The organism is Coleofasciculus sp. LEGE 07092 (genome assembly GCF_015207375.1).
GTDB lineage: Bacteria > Cyanobacteriota > Cyanobacteriia > Cyanobacteriales > Coleofasciculaceae > LEGE-07092.
In genome coordinates, this window is sequence record NZ_JADEWY010000023.1 from 31,664 (window position 1) to 52,839 (window position 21,176).

Consider the following 21,176-nt stretch of genomic DNA (forward strand, 5'->3'; position numbering starts at 1 on the left):
ACCTTGATTAAGAGAGTGACATCAATGGATTGGACAGTTGTTGCACCCTTTATCCATGAACATAAGGCTGAGAAAGCCTTTTGGCTAACTCCTTTTGTTCCAGGAGAACGGCACCAGTTCCGTATCATCCCGCGCCAGGACACATTAGCTAGTCTGAGTTGGCACAATCGTTCCTCTCGCGTGACTGGATATCGAGAATGGCTTGGATACTGGAAGCAGAGTGAAGAAGCATGGCAAGTTTCACAGGGCGGCATTATCACAGTCTTTCCCCAACTAGCGGCAATGGTAGGAGTGCGGCAGCGTTTAGCCCGTAAGCATATTCCTGTGGTTGCTTGGTGCTTAAACATTGGCGCTTGTTACCCTGGCTTTAAAGGTTGGTTAGCCCGAACCGCTTTTAAGGACATAGATCGGTTCATTGTCCACTCGCAGCGTGAGGTGAACAACTATAGCCAATGGCTGGAACTTCCTAGGGAACGCTTTGAATTTGTTCCGCTGCAACGATCACAGATTCCTGTGACCTATAAGGAAGAAACGAACAACCCCTTCATACTAGCGATGGGTTCTGCTAATCGTGACTACCCAACACTTTTTGAGGCAGTGAAAAAGCTCGGATTGCGTACAGTCGTTGTGGTCGGTCAACATACGTTGAAAGGCTTAACAATTCCAACCTCTGTTGAAGTGCGGTCTGGTCTAACAAGGCATGAGTGTTATTGTTTAGCACAACAAGCTCGGGTGAATGTCGTACCCCTGCTCAATCATGAAACGGCAGCAGGACAAGTCACGATCATTGAAGCAATGCGCATGGGGCGTGCTGTAATCGCCACACAATGCATAGGATCAGAAGACTATATCAAGGAGGGCGAGACAGGTTTCCTAGTGAAACCACATTCAGTCAATGATTTAGCCCAGGCTATCGAATTGCTTTGGAAGAACCAAGAACTACGGAATCGTCTTGGCAAGGCAGGTAGCCGTTATGCGGCTGAACATTTATCCGATGAAGCGGCAGGAGCAGCCTTAGGTCGAATTCTTGATACTGTTGCGGACGAGGTAGGTCAGTGCTGAACCCCCTGGAGTATTGTACAAAGGCACTCTCACCGCGCGCTACACTCTTTCGCCATCAGTTTTCCACTTTTCAGGCTTAACGTTTTCTCGTTGGCAACGACTCTCACACCAAGCTAGTCAGGTTGATTATAGAAATGATACTTTCTGAACAAGAACAGCCAAGTTCAAGACTACCACGCCACTTACTGATTACAGGTGGTGCTGGATTCATCGGCTCAAATTTTGTCCATCATTGGTGCAAACAATATCCAAGCGATCGCGTAGTCGTACTTGACGCCCTCACCTATGCAGGGAACCGCCAAAATCTAGCTCCTTTAGCAGGACATAAAAATTTTCACTTTGTTGAGGGTGATATTTGCGATCGCTCCTTAGTTCAAGCCCTACTCAAGGAAGAAGCGATCAACACTGTAGCTCACTTTGCCGCAGAATCCCACGTTGACCGCTCAATTTTAGAACCGGATGCCTTTATCCGCACCAATCTTGTTGGCACCTTCACCCTACTAGATACCTTTCGGCATCACTGGGAAAGCCAGGGACAGCCAGAAAACTTTCGCTTCCTTCATGTTTCTACGGATGAAGTCTACGGCAGCCTTGGTTCCGATGACCATCCCTTTACCGAAACCACACCCTACGCACCCAACAGTCCCTACTCAGCATCTAAAGCAGGCAGCGATCATCTAGCTAGAGCGTACTATCACACCTATGGTGTACCCACCATCATCACCAACTGCTCTAACAACTACGGTTCTTATCACTTCCCCGAAAAATTGATTCCCCTGATGTGTATCAATATCCTGCTGGGCAAACCGCTGCCAGTTTACGGAGATGGACAAAACATTCGGGATTGGCTGTATGTCGGCGATCATTGCCGTGCGTTAGATGTGGTCGTTCACAAAGGTCAACCAGGCGAAACTTACAATATTGGTGGCAATAACGAAGTTAAAAATATCGACCTCGTACATAAGATTTGCGAACTCATGAACGAGTTAGCACCAGATTTGCCCGTGCGTCCGGCACAAAAGCTAATCACCTTTGTCAAAGATCGACCGGGACACGATCGCCGTTATGCTATTGATGCGACCAAAATCAAAACTGAACTGGGTTGGACGCCAGCAGAAACGTTAGAAGGAGGACTCCGACGTACAATTGAGTGGTATCTGACTCACCGTGATTGGTGGCAACCCCTGTTGTCGGAGGAGTATCAAGCTTACTACCAGCAGGTCTACGCAACTCCATAAAGAAAACAAAGGGAAAAGGCAAAGGAAAAAGTTATTTTATCTTTTCTCCTTAATCTTTTGTTGTTCAGTAATTTTTTTTAAATGTAAAATTAAGCGAAGATAATGAAGACAATTATAGAACTAGAAAAATCCTCACAAATTTCTGCTACAGAACCCGACTGGAACCGTGAAAAACTTCGCCGTTGGTGGGACCCCAGCCGACAACTGCTCAAATCTATCCGGGAGTATCAAAAGTGGAAGGCACGCGGCGGCATAATCGGACGCTTTTTAAGTGCTTGTAATGTAATTCAGCATCGATTCTGGAGCGTTATCACGGCGGCTGACATTCCACTGAACTGCCAGCTTGGAGGAGGTTTACTTCTGACTCATCCTAATGGAGTTGTAATTCACCCAGATGCCTCAATTGGAGCAAATTGTCTAATTTTGCAACAGGTGACAATTGTTAAAGATGTTAAAATCGGTGGTCATGTCGATATCGGTGCTGGTGCTAAAATCATTCGTGCTGTAAGTATCGGCGATCATGCCAAGATTGGGGCAAATGCTGTAGTTATTTGTGACGTACCAGCCGGAGCAACAGCAGTTGGTATTCCCGCCAAAATCATCAATTCTAAAAATTCTGAATGTAATTCAGTGTAAAAAATATAAATGTAATTTTGTAAAAATAATTATAATTTAACTCAATATCAAAATCTAGGTCATTTATAATGCATAATCCAATAGAATTAAAAAATGAAATTTGTTAAATTTATCGCGCTATTTGGAGCAGCCTTAATCCTCATTTTAGTATTTTCAAATACTGTTAACTTATCAAAACAAACTCCTAATCTTACCAATGCCAATAACTACTCTCAGGAAAAATCTGCCTTAGGGACTAACCTGAACGGTATTGCCGATTGGTCAACTGAAATTCCATTTTTAGACATTTTTAAATCGTCTCGAAAATGGATTACCCAGTGTGCAGAAAAAGAACCTAGCTGTAGTGGTTCTTGGAGTACTAATGAATTCGATAAACTGAACTTAGACGAACATGGCTGGGTTAAATCCCTACCGGCTCCCGATGATTCTCCTGAGTATACTCGTGTTAGCACATTAATGTTTAGAGATGTCGGTCGCTATCCTGGAGGACAGTATGTAGTTCTCTATGATGGAGAAGGTACTCTAGAATACGGGTTTGATGCCGCCAAAGATAAAACTGCATCAAAGCCTGGAAGGGATGTTATTAATGTAACTCCATCTAACGGAGGTATTTTTTTAACGATTACCTCTACTGATCCCAATAAGACGGGCAATTACATTCGTAATATTCGGGTCATTCCAGCTAACTATGAAGACAAGTATCAGTCCCTGATTTTTAACCCTGAATTTATCAAGAAAATCACTAAATTTCAAGCTCTGCGCTTCATGGACTGGATGAAGACCAATAATTCTGAGCAAAAGGAATGGGAAAATAGACCAAAACTAGAAGATGCCTCATACGCTTGGAAAGGCGTCCCCCTAGAAATTATGGTCGATCTTGCCAATCGGCTAAAAGTTGACCCTTGGTTTACATTGCCACACATGGCTACAGATGACTACATCACAAACTTTGCCAAACTCGTAAAAGAGAATTTAGCTCCAAATTTAACCATTTACTTGGAATACTCGAATGAAGTTTGGAATGCTCAGTTTAAACAATTTCACTGGGTCAGAGATAATGGTGTGATTCCCGGTGGGACTACTTCATATCAGCCTTACGGTGTACGAACTGCCCAGATGTGTGACGTATGGAAAGGCGTGTTTGGGGAAGAACGTCAGCGCATCAAATGTGTGATGGCAACTCAAACAGCCAACCCTTGGGTAGCCGATCAAGTCTTGAATTGTGATAAATGGAAAGAAGCGCCTTGCTACAAACATGGTATCGACGCGCTAGCAATAACCGGCTACTTTAGTGGCAGATTAGGTAAACCTGAATTTCAAAAGACTATAGAATCCTGGCTAGACAATCCCAAAATTGATGAATTTGAACGAGCCTTAACTCAGTTAAAGGATGGAAGTGTATTAGGAACAGAAGGAGATAATACAACAGAGTTAGTCAAACGTTTTAATGATTACTCTAAAATCGCCAAAGACAAAGGATTAGAGTTACTGGCTTACGAAGGCGGCACTCATGTAGTTGGAACGGGTGGGGTAGAAAACAATGAGAGAATTACAAAATTCTTTATAGAACTGCATAGAAGACCAGAATTTTATGACAGATATAAAGAAATGCTGGAGGCATGGAAAGACCCCGAGGGAACACGTACCCTATTCATGCACTTTGTAGATATCGGTAAGCCCAGTAAATGGGGGAGCTGGGGCGCTTTGGAACACGTTGACCAAGAGAGTTCACCCAAATACGATGCTTTAATAGACTTTATGGATCAAAACTCTTGATATTGGGAAACTCCAACAGGAATCACTATGTCCCAAGCCAAAGAAACAATACTAGTCACAGGGGGAGCTGGATACATCGGCTCTCATACTGTACTAGCACTACTCAGGGCAGGCTACCGCGTCGTTGTTCTCGATAACCTGGAATACGGGCATCGAGAACTCGTCGAAGATGTTCTCAAGGTGGAATTAGTAGTCGGAGACATTCGCTGCCGCACCACCCTAGACCAACTCTTTGCTACCCATAAGTTTGCGGCTGTCATGCACTTAGCCGCCTATATTGCTGTGGGAGAGTCGGTTGAAACACCTGCTAAATACTACCAAAATAATGTGGCAGGCACCCTAAACCTCCTAGAGGCAATGGTGGCGGCAAATGTCAAAAACATTATCTTTGCTTCAACCTGCTCCATCTACGGACTGCCGAAGCAAGTTCCTATGACCGAAGATCATCCCCAAGACCCGATCAACCCCTATGCTACAACGAAATGGGTTGTCGAGCGAATGCTGGCAGATTTCGATCGCGCTTACGATGTGCGTTCCGTTGTTTTCCGCTTCTTCAACGCTGCGGGTGCCGACCCAGGGGGATTACTCGGTGAAGACCATTATCCAGAAACCCACCTCATTCCCTTAGTCATCTTAACCGCTTTGGGTCAACGGGAGTCTATTTCTATTTTCGGTACCGATTACCCCACCACTGACGGCACCTGTCTGCGGGATTACATCCACGTCGGCGATCTAGCCAACGCCTATCTGCTAGGACTCAAATACTTGCTACAAGGTGGTAAGAGTGAAGTCTTTAACTTAGGCAACGGCAACGGCTTTTCTGTCAGAGAAGTCATTGAAACCGCCAAGGCTATTACAAGACAAGATATCAAAGTCGTGGAATGCGATCGCCGACCCGGAGACCCACCTGTCTTAGTTGGCAGTAGCGACAAAGCCAGAAATACGTTGGGTTGGCATCCCCAATACCCAGCCTTGAGTGATATCCTCTCCCATGCATGGCAGTGGCATAAAAAACGTCATGGAAAGACAAGCCAACTAGAGGCAGAACCCCTACATTCTAATTTCTAGGATGAGGTGGGAACAAGGTTGGGGAGGCAAAACCTCCTCTTACAGAGCTTTTTGAGTCGGTGTGGTACAGTCCCCCCCTTGGGTTCGGGGGGTTAGGGGGGTCAAAACCTAGTTCATTAACTTGAAAATCGCTGTAATAAGAACAAAACAAATAAGTTCTCAGCATTTAGGAAAGCACACTTTAGCCAAATAGGGAAAGAGAGCTTGAACGGGTGCAAGTTAAATGCAGGTTAGCAGAGTAAATAACAAATGACCAACGAGCAACAGTTGCAACACATCGGATTAGTTGCCATCGGACGCAATGAAGGAGAGCGCCTACGCCAGTGCCTGCTTTCAGCCATCGGCAAAGTAGCTCACATTGTCTACGTTGATTCTGGCTCAACCGACGGCAGTTTAGAGATGGCACGCTCAGTGGGGGTAGATGTAGTTGAACTCGACCTGTCTACCCCTTTTACCGCAGCTCGCGCTAGGAATGAAGGATTTACCTGCCTACTTCAAACCAACCCGCAAATTGAATTTGTGCAATTTGTCGATGGCGACTGCGAGGTGGTTGAGGGATGGCTCGACCTAGCTCAACACGAACTCGAAGCTCACCCCGATATTGCCGTAGTTTGCGGTCGCCGACGCGAGCGATTCCCCAAACAAACTATCTATAACCGATTGTGTGACATTGAGTGGGATACACCCGTTGGCGAGGCAAAAGCTTGTGGTGGTGATTCCATGATGCGCGTAACCACCTTTCAGCAAGTTGAAGGGTTCAATCCCACCCTCATTGCTGGCGAAGAACCAGAACTCTGCCTTCGACTACGCCAGAACGGGTGGAAAATTTTCCGCCTAGATGCCGAAATGACCCGACACGACGCACAAATGACTCATTTCAGTCAATGGTGGAAACGAATGCTTCGCGCCGGTCACGCTTACGCAGAGGGTTCTTGGTTGCACGGTCGCAGCCCGGAACGCCATTGGGTCAAGGAAAGTCGGAGCATCTGGTTTTGGGGAGTCGTCTTACCCCTGCTAGCTTTGGGTACTGCATGGTCAACCCACGGATTGAGTTTATTGCTCATGAGTGGCTACCCGCTTATTGCTTATCGTGTCTATCGTCACACTCAGCAACGGGGTTTTAGTTCACAGGATGCGGCGCTTTATGGCTTATGTTGTATGCTGGCTAAGTTTCCTCTGGTGCAGGGTCAGATGCAGTTTCACCTAGGTAGATTGCTCGGACGGCGTCGTAATTTAATTGAATACAAGCAAGCTATTCCGATAGACACGGCTACTTAGTACAGCGTGCCAGAAATAACGCTTTAGTTAGAAATTCCCTAAACTATCCCAACAGCTTCCTTTGCCGATTCCTTCGCCATTTCCATTAAAATCGTCTGGGCGCATTGCTCTTTGCCGTCCCCTGAATGGCGTTGGGTATAGTTGCCATTGGGCTGTAATTCCCAAGCGTGACGACTATCTCCTAGCATGACTGCTAGAATTTCTTGCAAGTCTTTGATCATCTTGGGGTCTTCTATCGGTACCACTGCCTCGACACGCCGATCTAGGTTGCGGCGCATCCAGTCGGCACTCCCAATATAAACTTCTTCTTGTCCTTGGTTGTGGAAGTAAAAAATCCGTGAATGTTCTAAAAAGCGACCCACAATACTAATCACCCGAATCGTTTCACTCACACCCTCGACACCGGGACGCAAACAGCAGATGCCACGCACAATTAAGTCAATTTGAACACCTGCCTGAGATGCCTCGTAAAGGGTGGTGATAATCTGATGGTCTACCAAAGAATTCATTTTGGCAACAATGCGACCAGTGCCATCTTTACGACAATGGTCTATCTCACGCCGAATCATAGCCGTCATGCGATCGCGCAAATTCACCGGTGCTACCAACATTTTGCGATAAGACCGCTGCCGCGAGTAACCTGTCAAATAGTTAAACAAATCTGTCAAATCAGCACCCAACTCTTCGCGACAGCTTAAAAGTCCCAAATCTGTATAAAGTTTAGCTGTTTTGGGATTGTAATTCCCTGTACCAATGTGGGCGTAACGGCGAATTCGCTTTTCCTCCCGACGCACCACTAATACAATTTTTGTGTGAGTCTTTAACCCCACCAAACCGTAGACAACATGGACTCCCGCCTGTTCTAACTTACGTGCCCAGAGAATATTATTTTCTTCATCAAAACGAGCTTTTAATTCCACCAAAACTGCCACCTGCTTGCCATTTTCTGCCGCTTTGATTAAGGCACTGATAATCGGCGAGTCCCCAGACGTGCGGTACAATGTCATCTTAATTGCCAACACGTTCGGGTCATCTACGGCTTGGGTAATAAAGCACTGTACCGTTCCCCCAAAGGAGTGATAGGGATGATGGACTAGCACATCCGACTTGCGAATCACGCTGAAAAAATCTTCCCCATCCTCCTCTACCGTTGCTCCTTGCAACGACGATGGCACCACAGGTGTCCAAGGCCGGTCTTTGAGTTCCGGCAGTGGCAACCCTAGAAACGACATTAAATCTTTGAGTCCCAATAGACCATCAATTTCGTAAACATCGCTCTCGGTGAGTGACATCTCGCGCATCAGCGTTTCCCGCAAGGCTTCTGGTGCAGTAGCGTGAATTTCCATGCGTACTGTTGAACCGCCCAATCGCCTTCTGCGCAGTCCTTGCTCGATGGCTAACAGTAAGTCATCGGCTTCATCCTCCTCCACTGCCAAATCTGCATTTCGGGTAATCCGAAAGGGATGATATTCTTGAATATTCATCCCCGGAAACAGAAACTCTAAATTATGGGCAATCACCTGCTCTAGGGGAACCCCCGTCCAGAACCCTGATTTTCCCTTCTGTCGAGATCGCAACGTTTCCGGCAAAGCGACAAACCGAGGCAGAACTTTGGGAACTTTCACTCGTGCAAAAAATTCCTCTCCTTTTTCCGGGTCTTTGACCACGACTGCTAGATTTAAACTGAGATTGGAAATGTAAGGAAATGGGTGCCCCGGATCAACGGCTAGGGGGGTCAAAACTGGAAAAATGTGTTCTTCAAAGTAGTTTTGCAGGTGAGTCCGCTGTTCTGGATTTAAATCTACATAGTCTAGAAGGTAAATACCCTGTTCTGCCAACAGAGGTCGTAGGGCTTGTTCAAAATTTTGGTGCTGTTCCTTTACCATTGGCAGCAACCGCTGGTTGATAGCGTTGAGTTGGTCGCTTGGTGTCCGTCCATCCGGCGTCAGCACACTCACCCCCGCTTCCACCTGCTGTTTCAAACCCGCCACTCGCACCATGAAGAATTCATCAAGGTTTGAGCTAAAGATACTCGTGAACTTTAGCCGTTCCAACAGGGGAGTCCGGGAGTCGGTGGCTTCATGCAATACTCGGCAGTTAAACTCTAACCAACTGAGTTCCCGATTGAAATAGTATTGTGAATCCCTTAGGTTAACATCCGCTGTCGTTTTCTTAGATTTAGCCATGGTAATTTCAGGAACTAAGCGCGATTGGTTTTTTCGGGCAGGGAGAATGTCCGTTCAGATCCTATAACAGTATCCCAAAAATCGCAGCTATACCAACAAAACCCGCTGATGCGGGTTTAAAAATTTATCATTCGTTTTATTTTTGCCGCTTTTAAGGAAGCGAACCTACAGAATGCGGAAAATAAACGGATAACGGTAAGATTGATCAGGATTACTCAAAACTTGCAGAATCGCCAGAATTGGCATAATCCAACTCACAAGAAACAACAGACCTAGTAGGGGCCAGCCAATGAGAACAACTGTTAGAATTCCGAAGATGAGTCCGTAGAGCCAAATGTTCAAGTGAAAATTGAGTGATTCCTGCGCATTCTCTTTGACGATCGGATCGTCGGATATTAACAAGATTGCAATCGGAATACCAATTGAAATTCCTGTAGCGCTAATAAAAACTGACCCATGACATAGGGCTGAAAAAAGCTTGCGTTTGTCGCTGTCATACTCCATGAACCAGACCTCCTTCCCATTCACACAAAACACTTAGGGTTCATCTTGACTCTAGCAAGCCATGGGGTAAAGACGAGTCGTAAATTCCGCCCAGAGTAAGGGAGGATATCGCATTAAGGGGTGACAAGAACGCTACAAAGGATACTGGGTGAGGGTGCTAGACTTTTGTCAGTCAATCAGGGTTGGCGGAATGTAGGTAAGAAGGATATTGCATCGGGTGGGCATTGCCCACCCAATCTTCCCTAAACAGCCACGAAATCTAACTCAGTAAGGGTAGAGGTATTAATCCCGTCGAGGAGCGTATCGTTCCCTTCACCGCCATCAGGACTTACGCACTGAAACGAAAAACTGTCATTCTGAGTCCAGGGAAGAATTTATCCAGAAGCTGAAACATCCATTCTACCGTTCTCCACTGGGCTGAGTGTGTAAGTCCTCAATACTTAATCACTCCCAACCCCAAGGAATGATAACCGCACCGCCGTTTACCTAGCACTCCTTCTCTATGAGTCTCTATGAGTGCTAAATTTGCTAATCTGATTATCAGATACATTAGTTCCCTCTAAATTTTACTCACCTTTCAAACAAAAATTCGCTTCACCCTTACCCTTAAATCGAAAATCTTAATGGGTCGCTATATTGCCAAACGCCTGCTCAATTTGATACCCGTTTTGTTAGGAATTACTCTTTTAGTTTTCACCTTCCTGCACTTAATTCCAGGTGATCCAGCTATAGTCATGTTAGGAGAGCGCGCCACTCCCGAACAACTTGAAGCGTTAAGAGAGCAACTGGGTTTAAATGAACCCCTGCCGCTGCAATACCTTACCTTTTTGACAAATTTGCTACGCCTAGACTTTGGCACCAGCATTATCAGTGGTATTCCTATTATTGAAGAAATTAAAACCCGCTGGCCCGCTACATTTGAATTGTCTTTAGCCGCAATGATAGTAGCCGTTATTTTAGGAATTCCAGCCGGAGTTTTGGCAGCCGTTCGCAAAAATACTTGGACGGATAACCTATCAATGACTGCCTCGTTGATAGGTGTTTCGATGCCAGTATACTGGTTAGGATTGCTGCTAATTTATCTATTTGCTGTTAACTTAAATTGGTTGCCTCCGAGTGGACGAATCAGTATTGAGGCAGGATTGAACTTCCAACCTATTACGGGTTTTTACGTGCTAGATACTTTACTCAAGCTTAATTTTAAAACCCTGCTAGACGTACTCCCTCATCTGATTTTGCCAGCTTTAACCTTAGGTACAATTCCCCTGGCAATTCTGGCTCGAATTACCCGCTCTGCCATGCTGGAAGTGCTATCCCAAGACTATATTCGCACCGCCAGAGCCAAAGGAATTCCGGAGCGTTGGGTGATAGTCAAACACGCGCTAAAAAATGCATTATTACCTGTAGTGACAATTATTGGTTTGCAATTCGGGACGCTTTTAGGTGGCGCAATTCTCACGGAAACTATCTTCTCGTGGCCCGGAATTGGTTTGTGGATTTATGAAGGGATTTTGGCAAGGGATTATCCGGTGGTGCAAGGTGGCGTCGTTTTCGTGTCCGCTGCCTTTGTGTTAATTAATCTCTTGGTCGATATTTCTTACGCTTTTATTGATCCTAGAATTCAATATAGGTAAAAACTACTGTATCCTATCGGCTCAAATACTCTTAATAAGAATAGCTGCAACTCCTTGGGTTAGGGCATTGCAATTATGGGCAATCATTAGGACATGATATTAGAAGGAATGGCACTGACATAATATCGGTTCATTGTCGGCACAAAGCAAGCGAGCCTTAAGCGCTAAAGCACCTACTACAAACCAATAAGTCAGTGCCATTCAGATTAGGGGAGAGGGCAAGACAATGAAAAACGGAAATTTATCAACGCCGTTTGCGATATTTACGTTGTTGACGATGCCGAGATATTTCCTTACGTTTGTGCTTTTCTAATGGAGTTTCAAAAAAGCGATTTTTCTTCATATCAGAGAAAATCCCAGCACTAGATACCTTGCGCTTGAATCGTCGCAGCCCCGATTCAATTCCTTCGTTTTCTCCAATAATAACTTGAGCCATATTTATCTCCTTTCATGCTTAATACAAAAAAGGACAGACTCCTTGCCTGCCCCCCAATTTCAAAAGCTACAACAAGCCACTTGTGTGACAAGTCTTAGCTTTCTCAAAAAGATCTGCGGCTATAGCCACCGCCATTACCGTTTCTTTCTTCACGCGGTCGAGCCTTATTAACTTTCATTGAGCGTCCCATCCATTCAGCACCATCAAGGGTTGAAATGGCGGTAGCTTCGTTAGTCTCAGACTCCATTTCGACAAAAGCAAACCCGCGTGGGCGTCCGGTTTCACGGTCTGTGGGTACGCTGACACGACTTACGCTGCCGTATTCAGCGAAAACTTCCGTTAGATCCTCTTGAGTGACCTCGTAGGACAAATTACCAACATAAATAGACATCAGACACCTCCTTAGTCCTAAATCTGTAGTGAGTTAATCGGAGGCGTGCCTGGAAAAAGAATTGAATCAAGCGTACTCTACCGAAAATCAACAATTTTCACAATCATAACACTTAAATAGAGTTTACGGCAAAACTTTTAATTGTCAGAAGCGCTGAGGGGAGTTAGGGAATGGCGATCGCAAGACCTAGACTAGAATTATCAGCCTCTAATCGCCATGACTACAACAACTGAGTCCTTCACGTTTGAGAAATACCCAAACCTCAACCTGTTGCCCTTACCCCCCAGCCCCCTCTCCCAAATCTGAGAGAGGGGGAGTCAGAAGGGAATTAAAGCTCAGTTCCCAGTACTTTGACACAGGGAAGAAGACTCAAAAGCACTTAATAATGAGTTCCCGACTTACGGTGATGCACCGCCGTCACACCATCGGATAGGACTTTACCATTCGTGACCACCCCATAAACTAACCAATGATCGCCGCATTCCATGCGATTTTCCACGGCGCATTCCACATACGCCAAGGAATCCGTCAGAATTGGGCAACCATTCTCTGCCTCTTGGGTCGCCACCTCAGCAAATCGGTCTTCACCGGGCGCAAAAGGTTTGAGAAAATGCTTCATCAAACTCAGATGTTTTCCTTCTTCTAAGATATTCAAAACAAATTGATCGCCTGGGTACATCAGCGATTCTAGCGCCCGGTCTTTGGCAACCGCTACAGTCAAACCCGGAGGGTTAAACGTCGCTTGCGATATCCAGTCTGCCAGCATCGCCCCCGTGAGTTCTCCCTGTTTGGCAGTGACAATACACAGCGAACCAATCAACCGCCCTACTGCTTGTTCCGTCCGGGCAACTTGAGAATCACTCACTGATTGCCGGGAGGTTCGGGATTTTTTGGCTTTTTTCAAGGCTTGGGCAAAATCAGTCCCCGCTTCTTCGCAATATTTGAGGGTAACTTCCGTCGGCTTGAACTTCACCCGAATCGTATCAAAACCAAACTTATACCCCGCATCCCGGAATTTACTTTCAATCAAGTCAATGGCTTCCCCACTCCAGCCGAAGGAACCAAACACCCCTGCCAGTTTCGTTTTCGTGGCTGTAGATAATACAATACCGAGGGCGGTTTGGATTTGGGTCGGTGCATGACCCCCTAGGGTTGGAGAACCCATAACAAACCCTTCGGCTTTCTCCACTGCTGTCCGAATTTCTTCTGAGTCAGCCGCTTCGCAGTTAATTGATTCTACTCCAACTCCGGCTTTGGTAATCCCCCGTGCGATCGCTTGGGCAATCGTGCCAGTATTCCCATAGGCTGAAGCATAAAGCAGTGCCACCGTTGTATCCTGAGATTTTTGCTCCTCGCACCACTGCCGATAAGACTGGGTTAAGGGTATCAAGCTGTAGCGTACCAACTGCCCATGACCCGTCCCATAAATCCTTGCCGGAAATTCTGCTAGTTTATCTAACGCCTTTTCTACTTGCCGCGCATGGGGTGCCATAACGCAATCGAAGTAATAGCGGCGATGTTCGCTAATAATCGTCCACCCTTCATCTAAGACTTGGTCGCCACAAATATGAGCACTAAATAATTTATCGGTAAACAGAATTTCAGTTTTTTGGTCGTAGGTGCAAAGGGCATCGGGCCACCGGGGATTGGGCGTGGGGATAAATTGCAGGTGATGACCCCTACCTAAATCTAAGGTTTCGTCACCCCGCACTACCTTAATTTTTAAATCCGGTGTTTCTAAGATACCCCGTAGAGCGATCGCTCCTGGATTGGAACATACAAATTGAATTTGCGGTGCCAGTTCTAGTAAGGCTTTTAAAGTAACGCCCCGGTTGGGGTTGACGTGACCGAGAATAACGTAATCAATGGTTTTGGGGTTGATGCGGAGTTGTAATTGGGTGAGAAAGATTTCTGTAAAGGATTCTCCGGGGGGGTCAAAGAGGGCTATTTTATCGCTTTGAATTAAATAAGAGTTGGCTGTGGTGCCGCGTTGTAGGGCGTATTCGATTTCAAATTTGAGTCTGTCCCAAGTGCGAGAACGGAGAACGGTGGTGTCTGGAGCAATTGGGAGGGCTTGGAGGTCGCGGGGTTTGTTCATGGTTTTTTTTAACGCAGAGGTTCGCAGAGGTAACGCGGAGGTACGCAGAGGGGGTTAGAGGTGGTTGACGACTCGTTTGATGCCGTCTTTGCACCTCTGCGCCAACCTCCCTTGTACCTCTGCGTTTTAATAATAATTTCCCACCTTCCGATGGTGAACCGCCGTTAACGCATCCGCCTTAGACACCCGCCCAGCATCAACGATCGCATAAACAACCCAATGGTCACTCAATTCCATCCGGCTTTCCACCTTGCATTCTAAGTAAGCCAGGGCATCAGTAAGAATAGGAGAACCATTCGTCGTCGCTTGAGTCTTCACGCCTTCAAAGCGGTCAGCACCTGGGGGAAAGCGCTTGAGGAAGTGCTTCATTAGTGCCTGATAATTGCCTTCTTCAAGAATATTGAGAACAAAGCGATCGCTTACTTGCATCAACGATTCAATTGCCCGGTCTTTCGCCACGGCAATCGTCAAGCCTAGGGGTTTGAAACTAGCTTGAGATACCCAGGATGCTAACATCGCACTCTTGAGGTCGCCTTTCTGGGCAGTGATAATGTACAAACCACCACTGATGCGTCCCAAGGCTTTTTCTAGGTCGTTATCGATAGATTTACGCTGCTGGATCGTGCGATCGCGAGTTAGCAACTGCCCCATATCCGTTCCTGCTTCTTCGCACAGTTGGTAAATGGCTTCGGTTGGGGTTTCCTTAATCCGAATCGCGTCAAAGCCTTCTTTAAGTCCCAAATTGCGGAATTGACTCAACAGGGGGTCGATGGGTTCGTCGTCGCCGCCGTAGGACTCGAAGATGCCAATGAGTTGTTTGGATTTAGCAGCAGCGAGTACGGTACTCATCGCTGCTGTAGCGGTTTTGATGGACGCTGGCGGCATAGCCAGGGCAATTCCGGCGGCGCGACCGACTGTTTCCTGTACCTCTTGTGGGTCAGCGGATTTTAAGTCCATCATCTCTACACCGACGCCGGTTTTGGTAATGCCTCGGGCAATGGCTTGGGAGATGCGATCGCTATAGCCGTAGTCGGAGACGTAAAATACTACCACCGATGTCTCGGCTTTTGCCTGGGCTTTACTCCAACGGCGGTAGCGTCCTACCAGTTCTTCAACATTATGGTGCAGTAAGGGACCGTGACCTGTGGCAATGGTTGTAATATCGCCCAACTTATCCATCCGCTTCAGGGCAGAGAGTACGGAACGGGCATTGGGAGCCATCAGGCAGTCGTAGTAAAATCGGAAATCTGGTTCAATTGCGGCTAAATCATCATCGTAGGTGCTATCGGAGCAGTAGTGCAGACCGAAAGCATCGCAGGTAAACATGACTTGTGTTCCGGCGTCGTAGCTGAAGATAGTGTCAGGCCAATGGAGGTTGGGGGCGTTAACAAATTCAAAGACATGACCATTGCCGATATCCAGTTTGTCCCCATTTTTGACGATTTGCCGCTTAAAAGGCTGATGCACCAAGTCTTCCAAAAACTGGATGGCTACCTTTGACCCGACTACTGTAATCTCGGGTGCCAGTTCGAGGATATCTTTGACCAAACCGCTATGGTCGGGTTCGGTATGGCTGATAATCAGGTAATCGATTTGGTTGGGTTCGATGAGTTCTAAGAGGGTTTCTAAGTACAGCCGACGGAACTTCCCATGAGAGGTATCGACTAAAGCCGTTTGCTCACCCCGAATCAGAAATGAGTTGTAGGTTGTGCCATTTTGCAGCCCAAATTCGATATCGAAGCGATCGCGATCCCAGTCCAGCGATCGAATTGCCGTTGTATCCGGCGCAATATCTTCGACCTGCATAGTTAACCGCTTTTGGGTTCGGTCGGTGAGCAGTGTCATGAGTGAACTCCTTAATATGGGGTCTATTAAATTTATTTTTTCTTCATTTTTACACGGCTGACGAGTATAGATTATCAGAAAAGCTTATAGAAGTTAAGCAAAAATACCTATGATGCCCGAAAATGGGCAGAGAGAATAGGAGCAAAGGGTAGGCTTTACTGTAGTCTGTACCCGTTGCCCCATAATCAACAGGAGAGCCAATCCTGACTGGCTATCTCACTGTTGCGCTCTTTCCTGAATCTGGTGATCTATGCTTTTGACGGCACTGTAAGAAAAGTGACGACGTAGCCAAGGCATCAAAGTTGCCAGAAATCCTTAAAAAGTGGGGGTTTTGCTGTAAGTTTACAAAATCTTTACAGTAAATGGAGGCTATCTTCATCTAGTCTTTAAATTTTATTCTCCTATCACTGAATAAATCAGTTATATTCTTCTTGGGAAGTTAAAAGTTATTTTAGGTTAGCTGCAAAGTTTAAGACATTTCGGTTCTACATTTAACTAGCTATATTTTTTAAGTCATGAGGATTTATATCCTCATAGCGAACTGAGTGATTCTTAGACTTTCACTTTAATCTTAGGAGTTTAAATCAACCCGCTCCTAGGATAGTTTGTCCTGGCTAGCACAAAATGAAATAACTTAAATAACGTTCTTCCTTTACTAACTCTGTACATCTTAGACCAATTTTTGATTCTACTGAAGTTTGCATTCCCCGAGGGTTTACCATGTCAAAATTCGTCGCTAAATCCTTCTTAGGACTAGCTACTGCATCAGCTTTTTTCGCAGTTTTTTCAGCCCTAACGCCCTCAGTCGGAGCCTTTAAGATTATTGGTAATAGTGTTGAAAACATTACGGCTGATGATCTAGAGAAATCGTTCATCGTTTTTTTGGGAGGACAAATAGATGGCAAATCTCAAGAAGGATTATCATCTGAGGCAACCTTTAAATTAGTCCAATTTGAAACGGTCACTAAAAAAATCAAGGGAGTCCTCCAGGAGTTTACTCAAGTCAGTTTTGATATTTTACTCAGTAATACCTCTAGCAATGCTATTTCATCCAGTCGAACCTCTAGCCTGGGGTTTGATGTTAGTGACCCTATTTTGGACGCGAAGAGCGCAGGTACTGATGCCAGTACCGCGCCGCTTTTTACCAATGCCAATTTAAGCACTAAATTGTTTGATGGCAAAAACGGAGACGTTGATCTTTGTTTTAGCGATAATCGGAATAACTGTAGAGGTGGCAAAAATGGCGGGGTGAAGCCGAAAGAAACAGGCAGTTTCTCTGCCTCCTTTACTTTGTCTCCCTCAGCCAAAGAAATTGCTTTGAGTAACTTTGGGGTACGGTATCAGAGCATCGATTTGGCAAATACGAAAAAACTTGATGATGAAAGCGGGACGGGTTACGCCGTCAATGTTGCACCGAATGGTAGCAAGAATTGGACTGATTCTAAAGATTCTCATCTTTGGTAAACTGATAAGTTGCACCTTTGTCGATAAGCCCGAAAATCCGCCCAGAGTTCAAACTCCGGGCTAATAGCTCAAGTCCATTTCAATGGACTGAAAGTCTTGTAGAGTCAGTATTTAGTCCTCATAGCGAGGACTTTATCTATGAGCCAGTGGTTTAAACCAGTGGCGGTTAGTGAGACTGGTGCAAGATGTGAGGTAAACGGATTTTGCTGGTATAGCAATCCTATTTGAGTTACAAACTTTGGCTGTTGAGATCCCCGGCTTCTTGAAGAAGTCGGGGATCTTGGAGTTTACGAATCCTAGGGAATAGGGAAGTAGAGTCCCCTTCAGCGTTTCCGCACCGCTTCTAAGGCAGCCTCTATCCCCCGCTCTTTTTGGGGGTCGGCTCCCTGAGCGTATTCTGGGGAAAAGGGAATGAGTATATCGGGTATCACACCTTGTCCTTCTAGGCGTTGTCCGTCAACATATACATCGGCAACCGTCTTCAAGCTGCTGCTGGTATTGGTCACTCCCATAAGACCACATATGGACGTAGCCAATTTTTTTACCCTCCCGTTCGATTACCTGGGTACTTGCTCGTTGGGCATCCAGAAACATCGTGGTTGTATCCAGTATCTTCGGCGTAACAATAATAGTTTGCTGACTGTCGGGTTCGGGCGATCGCTCAACCAATACCTTCACCTCTTGATCCGCTTTCCCTGCAAAGGACTGAATCGGATGAAATGGACGACTATCAACACTCATTATGCGATCACCCACCATCAACCCGGCTTTTGCCGCCGGACTGCCATCGAAAATAGCACTAACAAAGGTCTTGCCGTCGATATCTTTCGTAACGATGCCAATACCACTGTATTCAGGCTTACCATTGGGGAGAAAATCCTTAAGCTGTTTCTGTAAGTCAGGGATTCTGGGAGCAAAGATTCCTAAAACCTGGTAGTAGGCTGGTTCGTTCGGAGTGTAGAAGTGAGTATGAGAAGTATTTAACTCCGATAGCATCTGATTGATAAGAACAGCCATGTCTTCGGTTGACTGAGCTTGCTTGACTTCAGGCTCATATTTAGACCGCATAGCTTGCCAATCGACACCATTAAAGTTTGGGTCGTAAAAGTTCTCGTTCACCGTTTCCCAAACATCCTCAAAAATTGCAGAGGTCGGTTGTTCTGTCCTGGAAAGTGCTGGAGAAATAAGCCCGTACAGAAATACGAGTGAAACACTAATTAAGGTTAATATAACGAGGCGACTATCTCTTAGTAATCTAAATTGTGTCATAAAAATATCTTTTGAAATTGTGCTGGTAGGCTGTTGAAGACGAAAGTATCTATTTTTACATACTTTGTAGTGCAGACATTTTGCCTGCTTTGTTGAATGAAAAAGGGGCAGCATAATTACCTGTTATGCTACTTCAGGTTGTTGGTGAAGCAGTATTTCGAGATTATTGCTGAGAAATGGTATCTGCTACCCTAGCTGTATACCCAGTTGAGCCAAGCAGCAAATACAGAATCTACCGTGACTGACGAGAGCCTATACCTCAAACGATTCCTAGATCCTATAAAGGTTTGCAGACGGTACAAGCCCAAATTCGGATTGGGAAATAAAGAGGCAGGATTAGATCTGTCCCGCTTTCTATTGCTTTATGGAGCTGATCCGTTTTACTCGTGGATTGGTCTCAACTCAGATGTGATGTATGCTGCCCATAAAGCGGCTGGTGGAATGACCTCGGTTTATCGACAGATTGGCAGGGGGTGTGAAAATTTATTTAGGCAAATAATAATAGATCACACAGAGTACGACGATCCAAAGTATGCCATGTGGTCTTACGTTACAAAGACGAAAAATGATAAGGATAAAACTTTGTCGTTGGATGCTCGGCTAGAGGTTACAAAAATTCGTAATCCTGATATTAAAGCAAGAGTTATGCAGTGGATAGCAGATTACAGCCAAACTCTCAGCGTACCTGCGCCAGCAAATGGAGCCGTGTTTGAAGTTCGACAAGGATACAAAAGTAAAGATAGCAAAAGACAAAATGCTGACATAGATAATATTGCTGTTGCTTGGGCAAATGGTTATCTCCCAGTTTTTGCAATTTTCTCCTCTCAAATTGACGCAGATTTGGTATTACGCTACCGCAATAGCCGTGGCGGGATAATTATTGGAACTACATCAGGTAGTAACCAAAGCTCGTTGTTTGCTTTCTCCAAAGAGGTTATGACCTATGATTTAGCGGATTTCTTTCGTCGCAACTCGGAGCTAATCAAGAGTGAAATTCATGATACGCTAGAAGCTTTATTAAGTGCGGATTAATGTTATCTACTGTTAAGCAAAGAGCTGACTATACATTCAAATTTAATCGCACTCTTGGAAGACATGGATGGTTGCGCCTTACTCCAGCCTATGGGGTAAAGCTTGTTGAAAAAATTCTGGCTTCTGTTGAGAGAGATGCTATTATTCTTGATCCTTTCTCAGGTACTGCTACAACAGGACTTGTCGCTGCTGAACATGGCAATCAAGCCGTTACATTTGATATTAATCCGTTTCTCGTCTGGCTTGGAAATGCTAAGTGTCGTAACTACTGTGAGGATTGCCTAATAAATATTCGTAAGGGTGTACAGCAAGCATTAAAAGAGTACAAAAGTCTTGTAGAACAAGATAATTGGATACCACAGATATTCAATATTGAGCGGTGGTGGTCTAGTTATACTCTCAAATGTATTGCTGCTTTGCGAACGGCTTTAGTGAATCAATTTGGAGAAACTGAAGAAAATAAACTATATGACCTTGTTTGGATAGCATTTTGTCGCTTGATAATCGAAACTTCGTCAGCCAGCTTTAATCATGTCTCCATGTCATTCAACGAAACCACCACTCATTTTGAGATTGAATATATTGAGGAGCTTTTTGTCACTATTCTTGGTTTTGTGTTGAGTTCGGCTGAACAACACATTCAAGGTAAAGCAAAAGTAATTAAAACAGATTCTCGGAATATAGTCGAATTAAATAATATCAAAGTCGATCAAGTAATAACCTCACCACCTTATCCAAATCGAATGAGTTACATTCGTGAACTTCGTCCCTATATGTACTGGACTAAATTCCTGGATGAAGCCAAGGAAGCCGGTGAAATAGATTGGATGGCAATTGGTGGAACGTGGGGGATTGCAACCAGTCGCCTTACTTCTTGGCAAGTGCAAGAATGGAAATTACCAGAAGACATTTTTTTAGTTGCAGAAAGAATTCAAACATCTAAGGGAAAAAACGCCGCGCTTCTGGCCGTCTACGTGCTGAAGTACTTTCATGATATGCATCTACATTTGTCTTCGCTTCGACACATTCTTAAAAATGGAGCTGAATTGCACTACATAGTTGGGAATTCAACATTTTTCGGTAACATGGTTGATACATCAGCTCTAATTTCTAAGTCCATGCAAATGCTTGGTTACAGCGAGATTCATTCTAAAATTATTAGAAAACGAAACTGTAAAAAGGCTTTATATGAGTACTGTGTTTCCGCCGCTTGGTCAGATTCGTGACAGGTGAATAAAACAGCCGCTCATTAATAAAAT

At 45.2% G+C, this 21,176-nt stretch carries 18 protein-coding genes; 10 read left to right on the top strand and 8 right to left on the bottom strand.

Annotated elements, in window-relative coordinates; translation table 11 throughout:
• Nucleotides 1-24: 24 nt before the first annotated feature.
• The 6 genes from IQ257_RS08030 to IQ257_RS08055 all read left to right on the top strand — a co-directional run bounded on the left by IQ257_RS08030 (nt 25) and on the right by IQ257_RS08055 (nt 7,058).
• Nucleotides 25-1,062 (top strand): glycosyltransferase family 4 protein, encoded by a 1,038-nt coding sequence (locus tag IQ257_RS08030; protein WP_193873407.1) that lies wholly within the window; start codon nt 25-27, stop codon nt 1,060-1,062.
• Between the two features lie 134 nt (nt 1,063-1,196).
• Nucleotides 1,197-2,300 (top strand): dTDP-glucose 4,6-dehydratase, encoded by a 1,104-nt coding sequence (gene rfbB, locus IQ257_RS08035; RefSeq protein WP_193873408.1) that lies wholly within the window; start codon nt 1,197-1,199, stop codon nt 2,298-2,300.
• 102 nt (nt 2,301-2,402) lie between these two features.
• Nucleotides 2,403-2,936: a serine O-acetyltransferase gene (locus tag IQ257_RS08040; protein ID WP_193873409.1), complete on the top strand. Its 534-nt coding sequence runs from the start codon at nt 2,403-2,405 to the stop codon at nt 2,934-2,936.
• 93 nt (nt 2,937-3,029) lie between these two features.
• Nucleotides 3,030-4,712 (top strand): cellulose-binding protein, encoded by a 1,683-nt coding sequence (locus IQ257_RS08045; RefSeq protein WP_193873410.1) that lies wholly within the window; start codon nt 3,030-3,032, stop codon nt 4,710-4,712.
• A 27-nt stretch (nt 4,713-4,739) separates the two neighbouring features.
• Nucleotides 4,740-5,780 (top strand): UDP-glucose 4-epimerase GalE, encoded by a 1,041-nt coding sequence (galE, locus tag IQ257_RS08050; protein ID WP_193873411.1) that lies wholly within the window; start codon nt 4,740-4,742, stop codon nt 5,778-5,780.
• Between the two features lie 267 nt (nt 5,781-6,047).
• Nucleotides 6,048-7,058: a glycosyltransferase gene (locus IQ257_RS08055; RefSeq protein ID WP_193873422.1), complete on the top strand. Its 1,011-nt coding sequence runs from the start codon at nt 6,048-6,050 to the stop codon at nt 7,056-7,058.
• Nucleotides 7,059-7,096: 38 nt separating this feature from the next.
• Here IQ257_RS08055 and ppk1 read toward each other — a convergent pair whose 3' ends face one another.
• Nucleotides 7,097-9,244, bottom strand: coding sequence for a polyphosphate kinase 1 (ppk1, locus tag IQ257_RS08060; RefSeq protein ID WP_193873412.1), 2,148 nt, complete (start codon nt 9,242-9,244; stop codon nt 7,097-7,099).
• A gap of 165 nt (nt 9,245-9,409) precedes the next feature.
• The gene (locus tag IQ257_RS08065; RefSeq protein ID WP_193873413.1) at nt 9,410-9,748 is read right to left on the bottom strand and encodes a DUF4870 domain-containing protein; all 339 of its coding nucleotides are present in this window, start codon (nt 9,746-9,748) and stop codon (nt 9,410-9,412) included.
• Between the two features lie 623 nt (nt 9,749-10,371).
• Between IQ257_RS08065 and IQ257_RS08070 the strand changes: the two genes are divergently transcribed.
• Nucleotides 10,372-11,382: an ABC transporter permease gene (locus IQ257_RS08070; RefSeq protein ID WP_193873414.1), complete on the top strand. Its 1,011-nt coding sequence runs from the start codon at nt 10,372-10,374 to the stop codon at nt 11,380-11,382.
• 244 nt (nt 11,383-11,626) lie between these two features.
• Here IQ257_RS08070 and rpsU read toward each other — a convergent pair whose 3' ends face one another.
• The 4 genes from rpsU to IQ257_RS08090 form a co-directional block, all read right to left on the bottom strand.
• Nucleotides 11,627-11,818, bottom strand: coding sequence for a 30S ribosomal protein S21 (rpsU, locus tag IQ257_RS08075; protein ID WP_193873415.1), 192 nt, complete (start codon nt 11,816-11,818; stop codon nt 11,627-11,629).
• 103 nt (nt 11,819-11,921) lie between these two features.
• Nucleotides 11,922-12,209 (bottom strand): RNA recognition motif domain-containing protein, encoded by a 288-nt coding sequence (locus IQ257_RS08080; RefSeq protein ID WP_193873416.1) that lies wholly within the window; start codon nt 12,207-12,209, stop codon nt 11,922-11,924.
• Between the two features lie 379 nt (nt 12,210-12,588).
• Nucleotides 12,589-14,307, bottom strand: coding sequence for a diflavin flavoprotein (locus IQ257_RS08085; protein WP_193873417.1), 1,719 nt, complete (start codon nt 14,305-14,307; stop codon nt 12,589-12,591).
• Between the two features lie 126 nt (nt 14,308-14,433).
• Nucleotides 14,434-16,152: a diflavin flavoprotein gene (locus IQ257_RS08090; RefSeq protein WP_193873418.1), complete on the bottom strand. Its 1,719-nt coding sequence runs from the start codon at nt 16,150-16,152 to the stop codon at nt 14,434-14,436.
• 720 nt (nt 16,153-16,872) lie between these two features.
• Between IQ257_RS08090 and IQ257_RS08095 the strand changes: the two genes are divergently transcribed.
• Nucleotides 16,873-17,616: a cistern family PEP-CTERM protein gene (locus IQ257_RS08095; protein ID WP_193873419.1), complete on the top strand. Its 744-nt coding sequence runs from the start codon at nt 16,873-16,875 to the stop codon at nt 17,614-17,616.
• 323 nt (nt 17,617-17,939) lie between these two features.
• Here IQ257_RS08095 and IQ257_RS29920 read toward each other — a convergent pair whose 3' ends face one another.
• Nucleotides 17,940-18,101: a hypothetical protein gene (locus IQ257_RS29920; RefSeq protein ID WP_228060520.1), complete on the bottom strand. Its 162-nt coding sequence runs from the start codon at nt 18,099-18,101 to the stop codon at nt 17,940-17,942.
• Nucleotides 18,073-18,885, bottom strand: coding sequence for a S41 family peptidase (locus IQ257_RS08100; protein WP_228060521.1), 813 nt, complete (start codon nt 18,883-18,885; stop codon nt 18,073-18,075). The genes IQ257_RS29920 and IQ257_RS08100 overlap by 29 nt, the downstream gene beginning before the upstream one ends.
• Before the next feature lie 315 nt (nt 18,886-19,200).
• Here IQ257_RS08100 and IQ257_RS08105 point away from each other — a divergent pair, with 315 nt between their 5' ends.
• Both IQ257_RS08105 and IQ257_RS08110 read left to right on the top strand, forming a co-directional pair.
• Nucleotides 19,201-19,917 (top strand): hypothetical protein, encoded by a 717-nt coding sequence (locus tag IQ257_RS08105; protein WP_228060522.1) that lies wholly within the window; start codon nt 19,201-19,203, stop codon nt 19,915-19,917.
• The gene (locus tag IQ257_RS08110) at nt 19,917-21,143 is read left to right on the top strand and encodes a DNA methyltransferase (protein ID WP_193873420.1); all 1,227 of its coding nucleotides are present in this window, start codon (nt 19,917-19,919) and stop codon (nt 21,141-21,143) included. The genes IQ257_RS08105 and IQ257_RS08110 overlap by 1 nt, the downstream gene beginning before the upstream one ends.
• Nucleotides 21,144-21,176 lie beyond the last annotated feature (33 nt).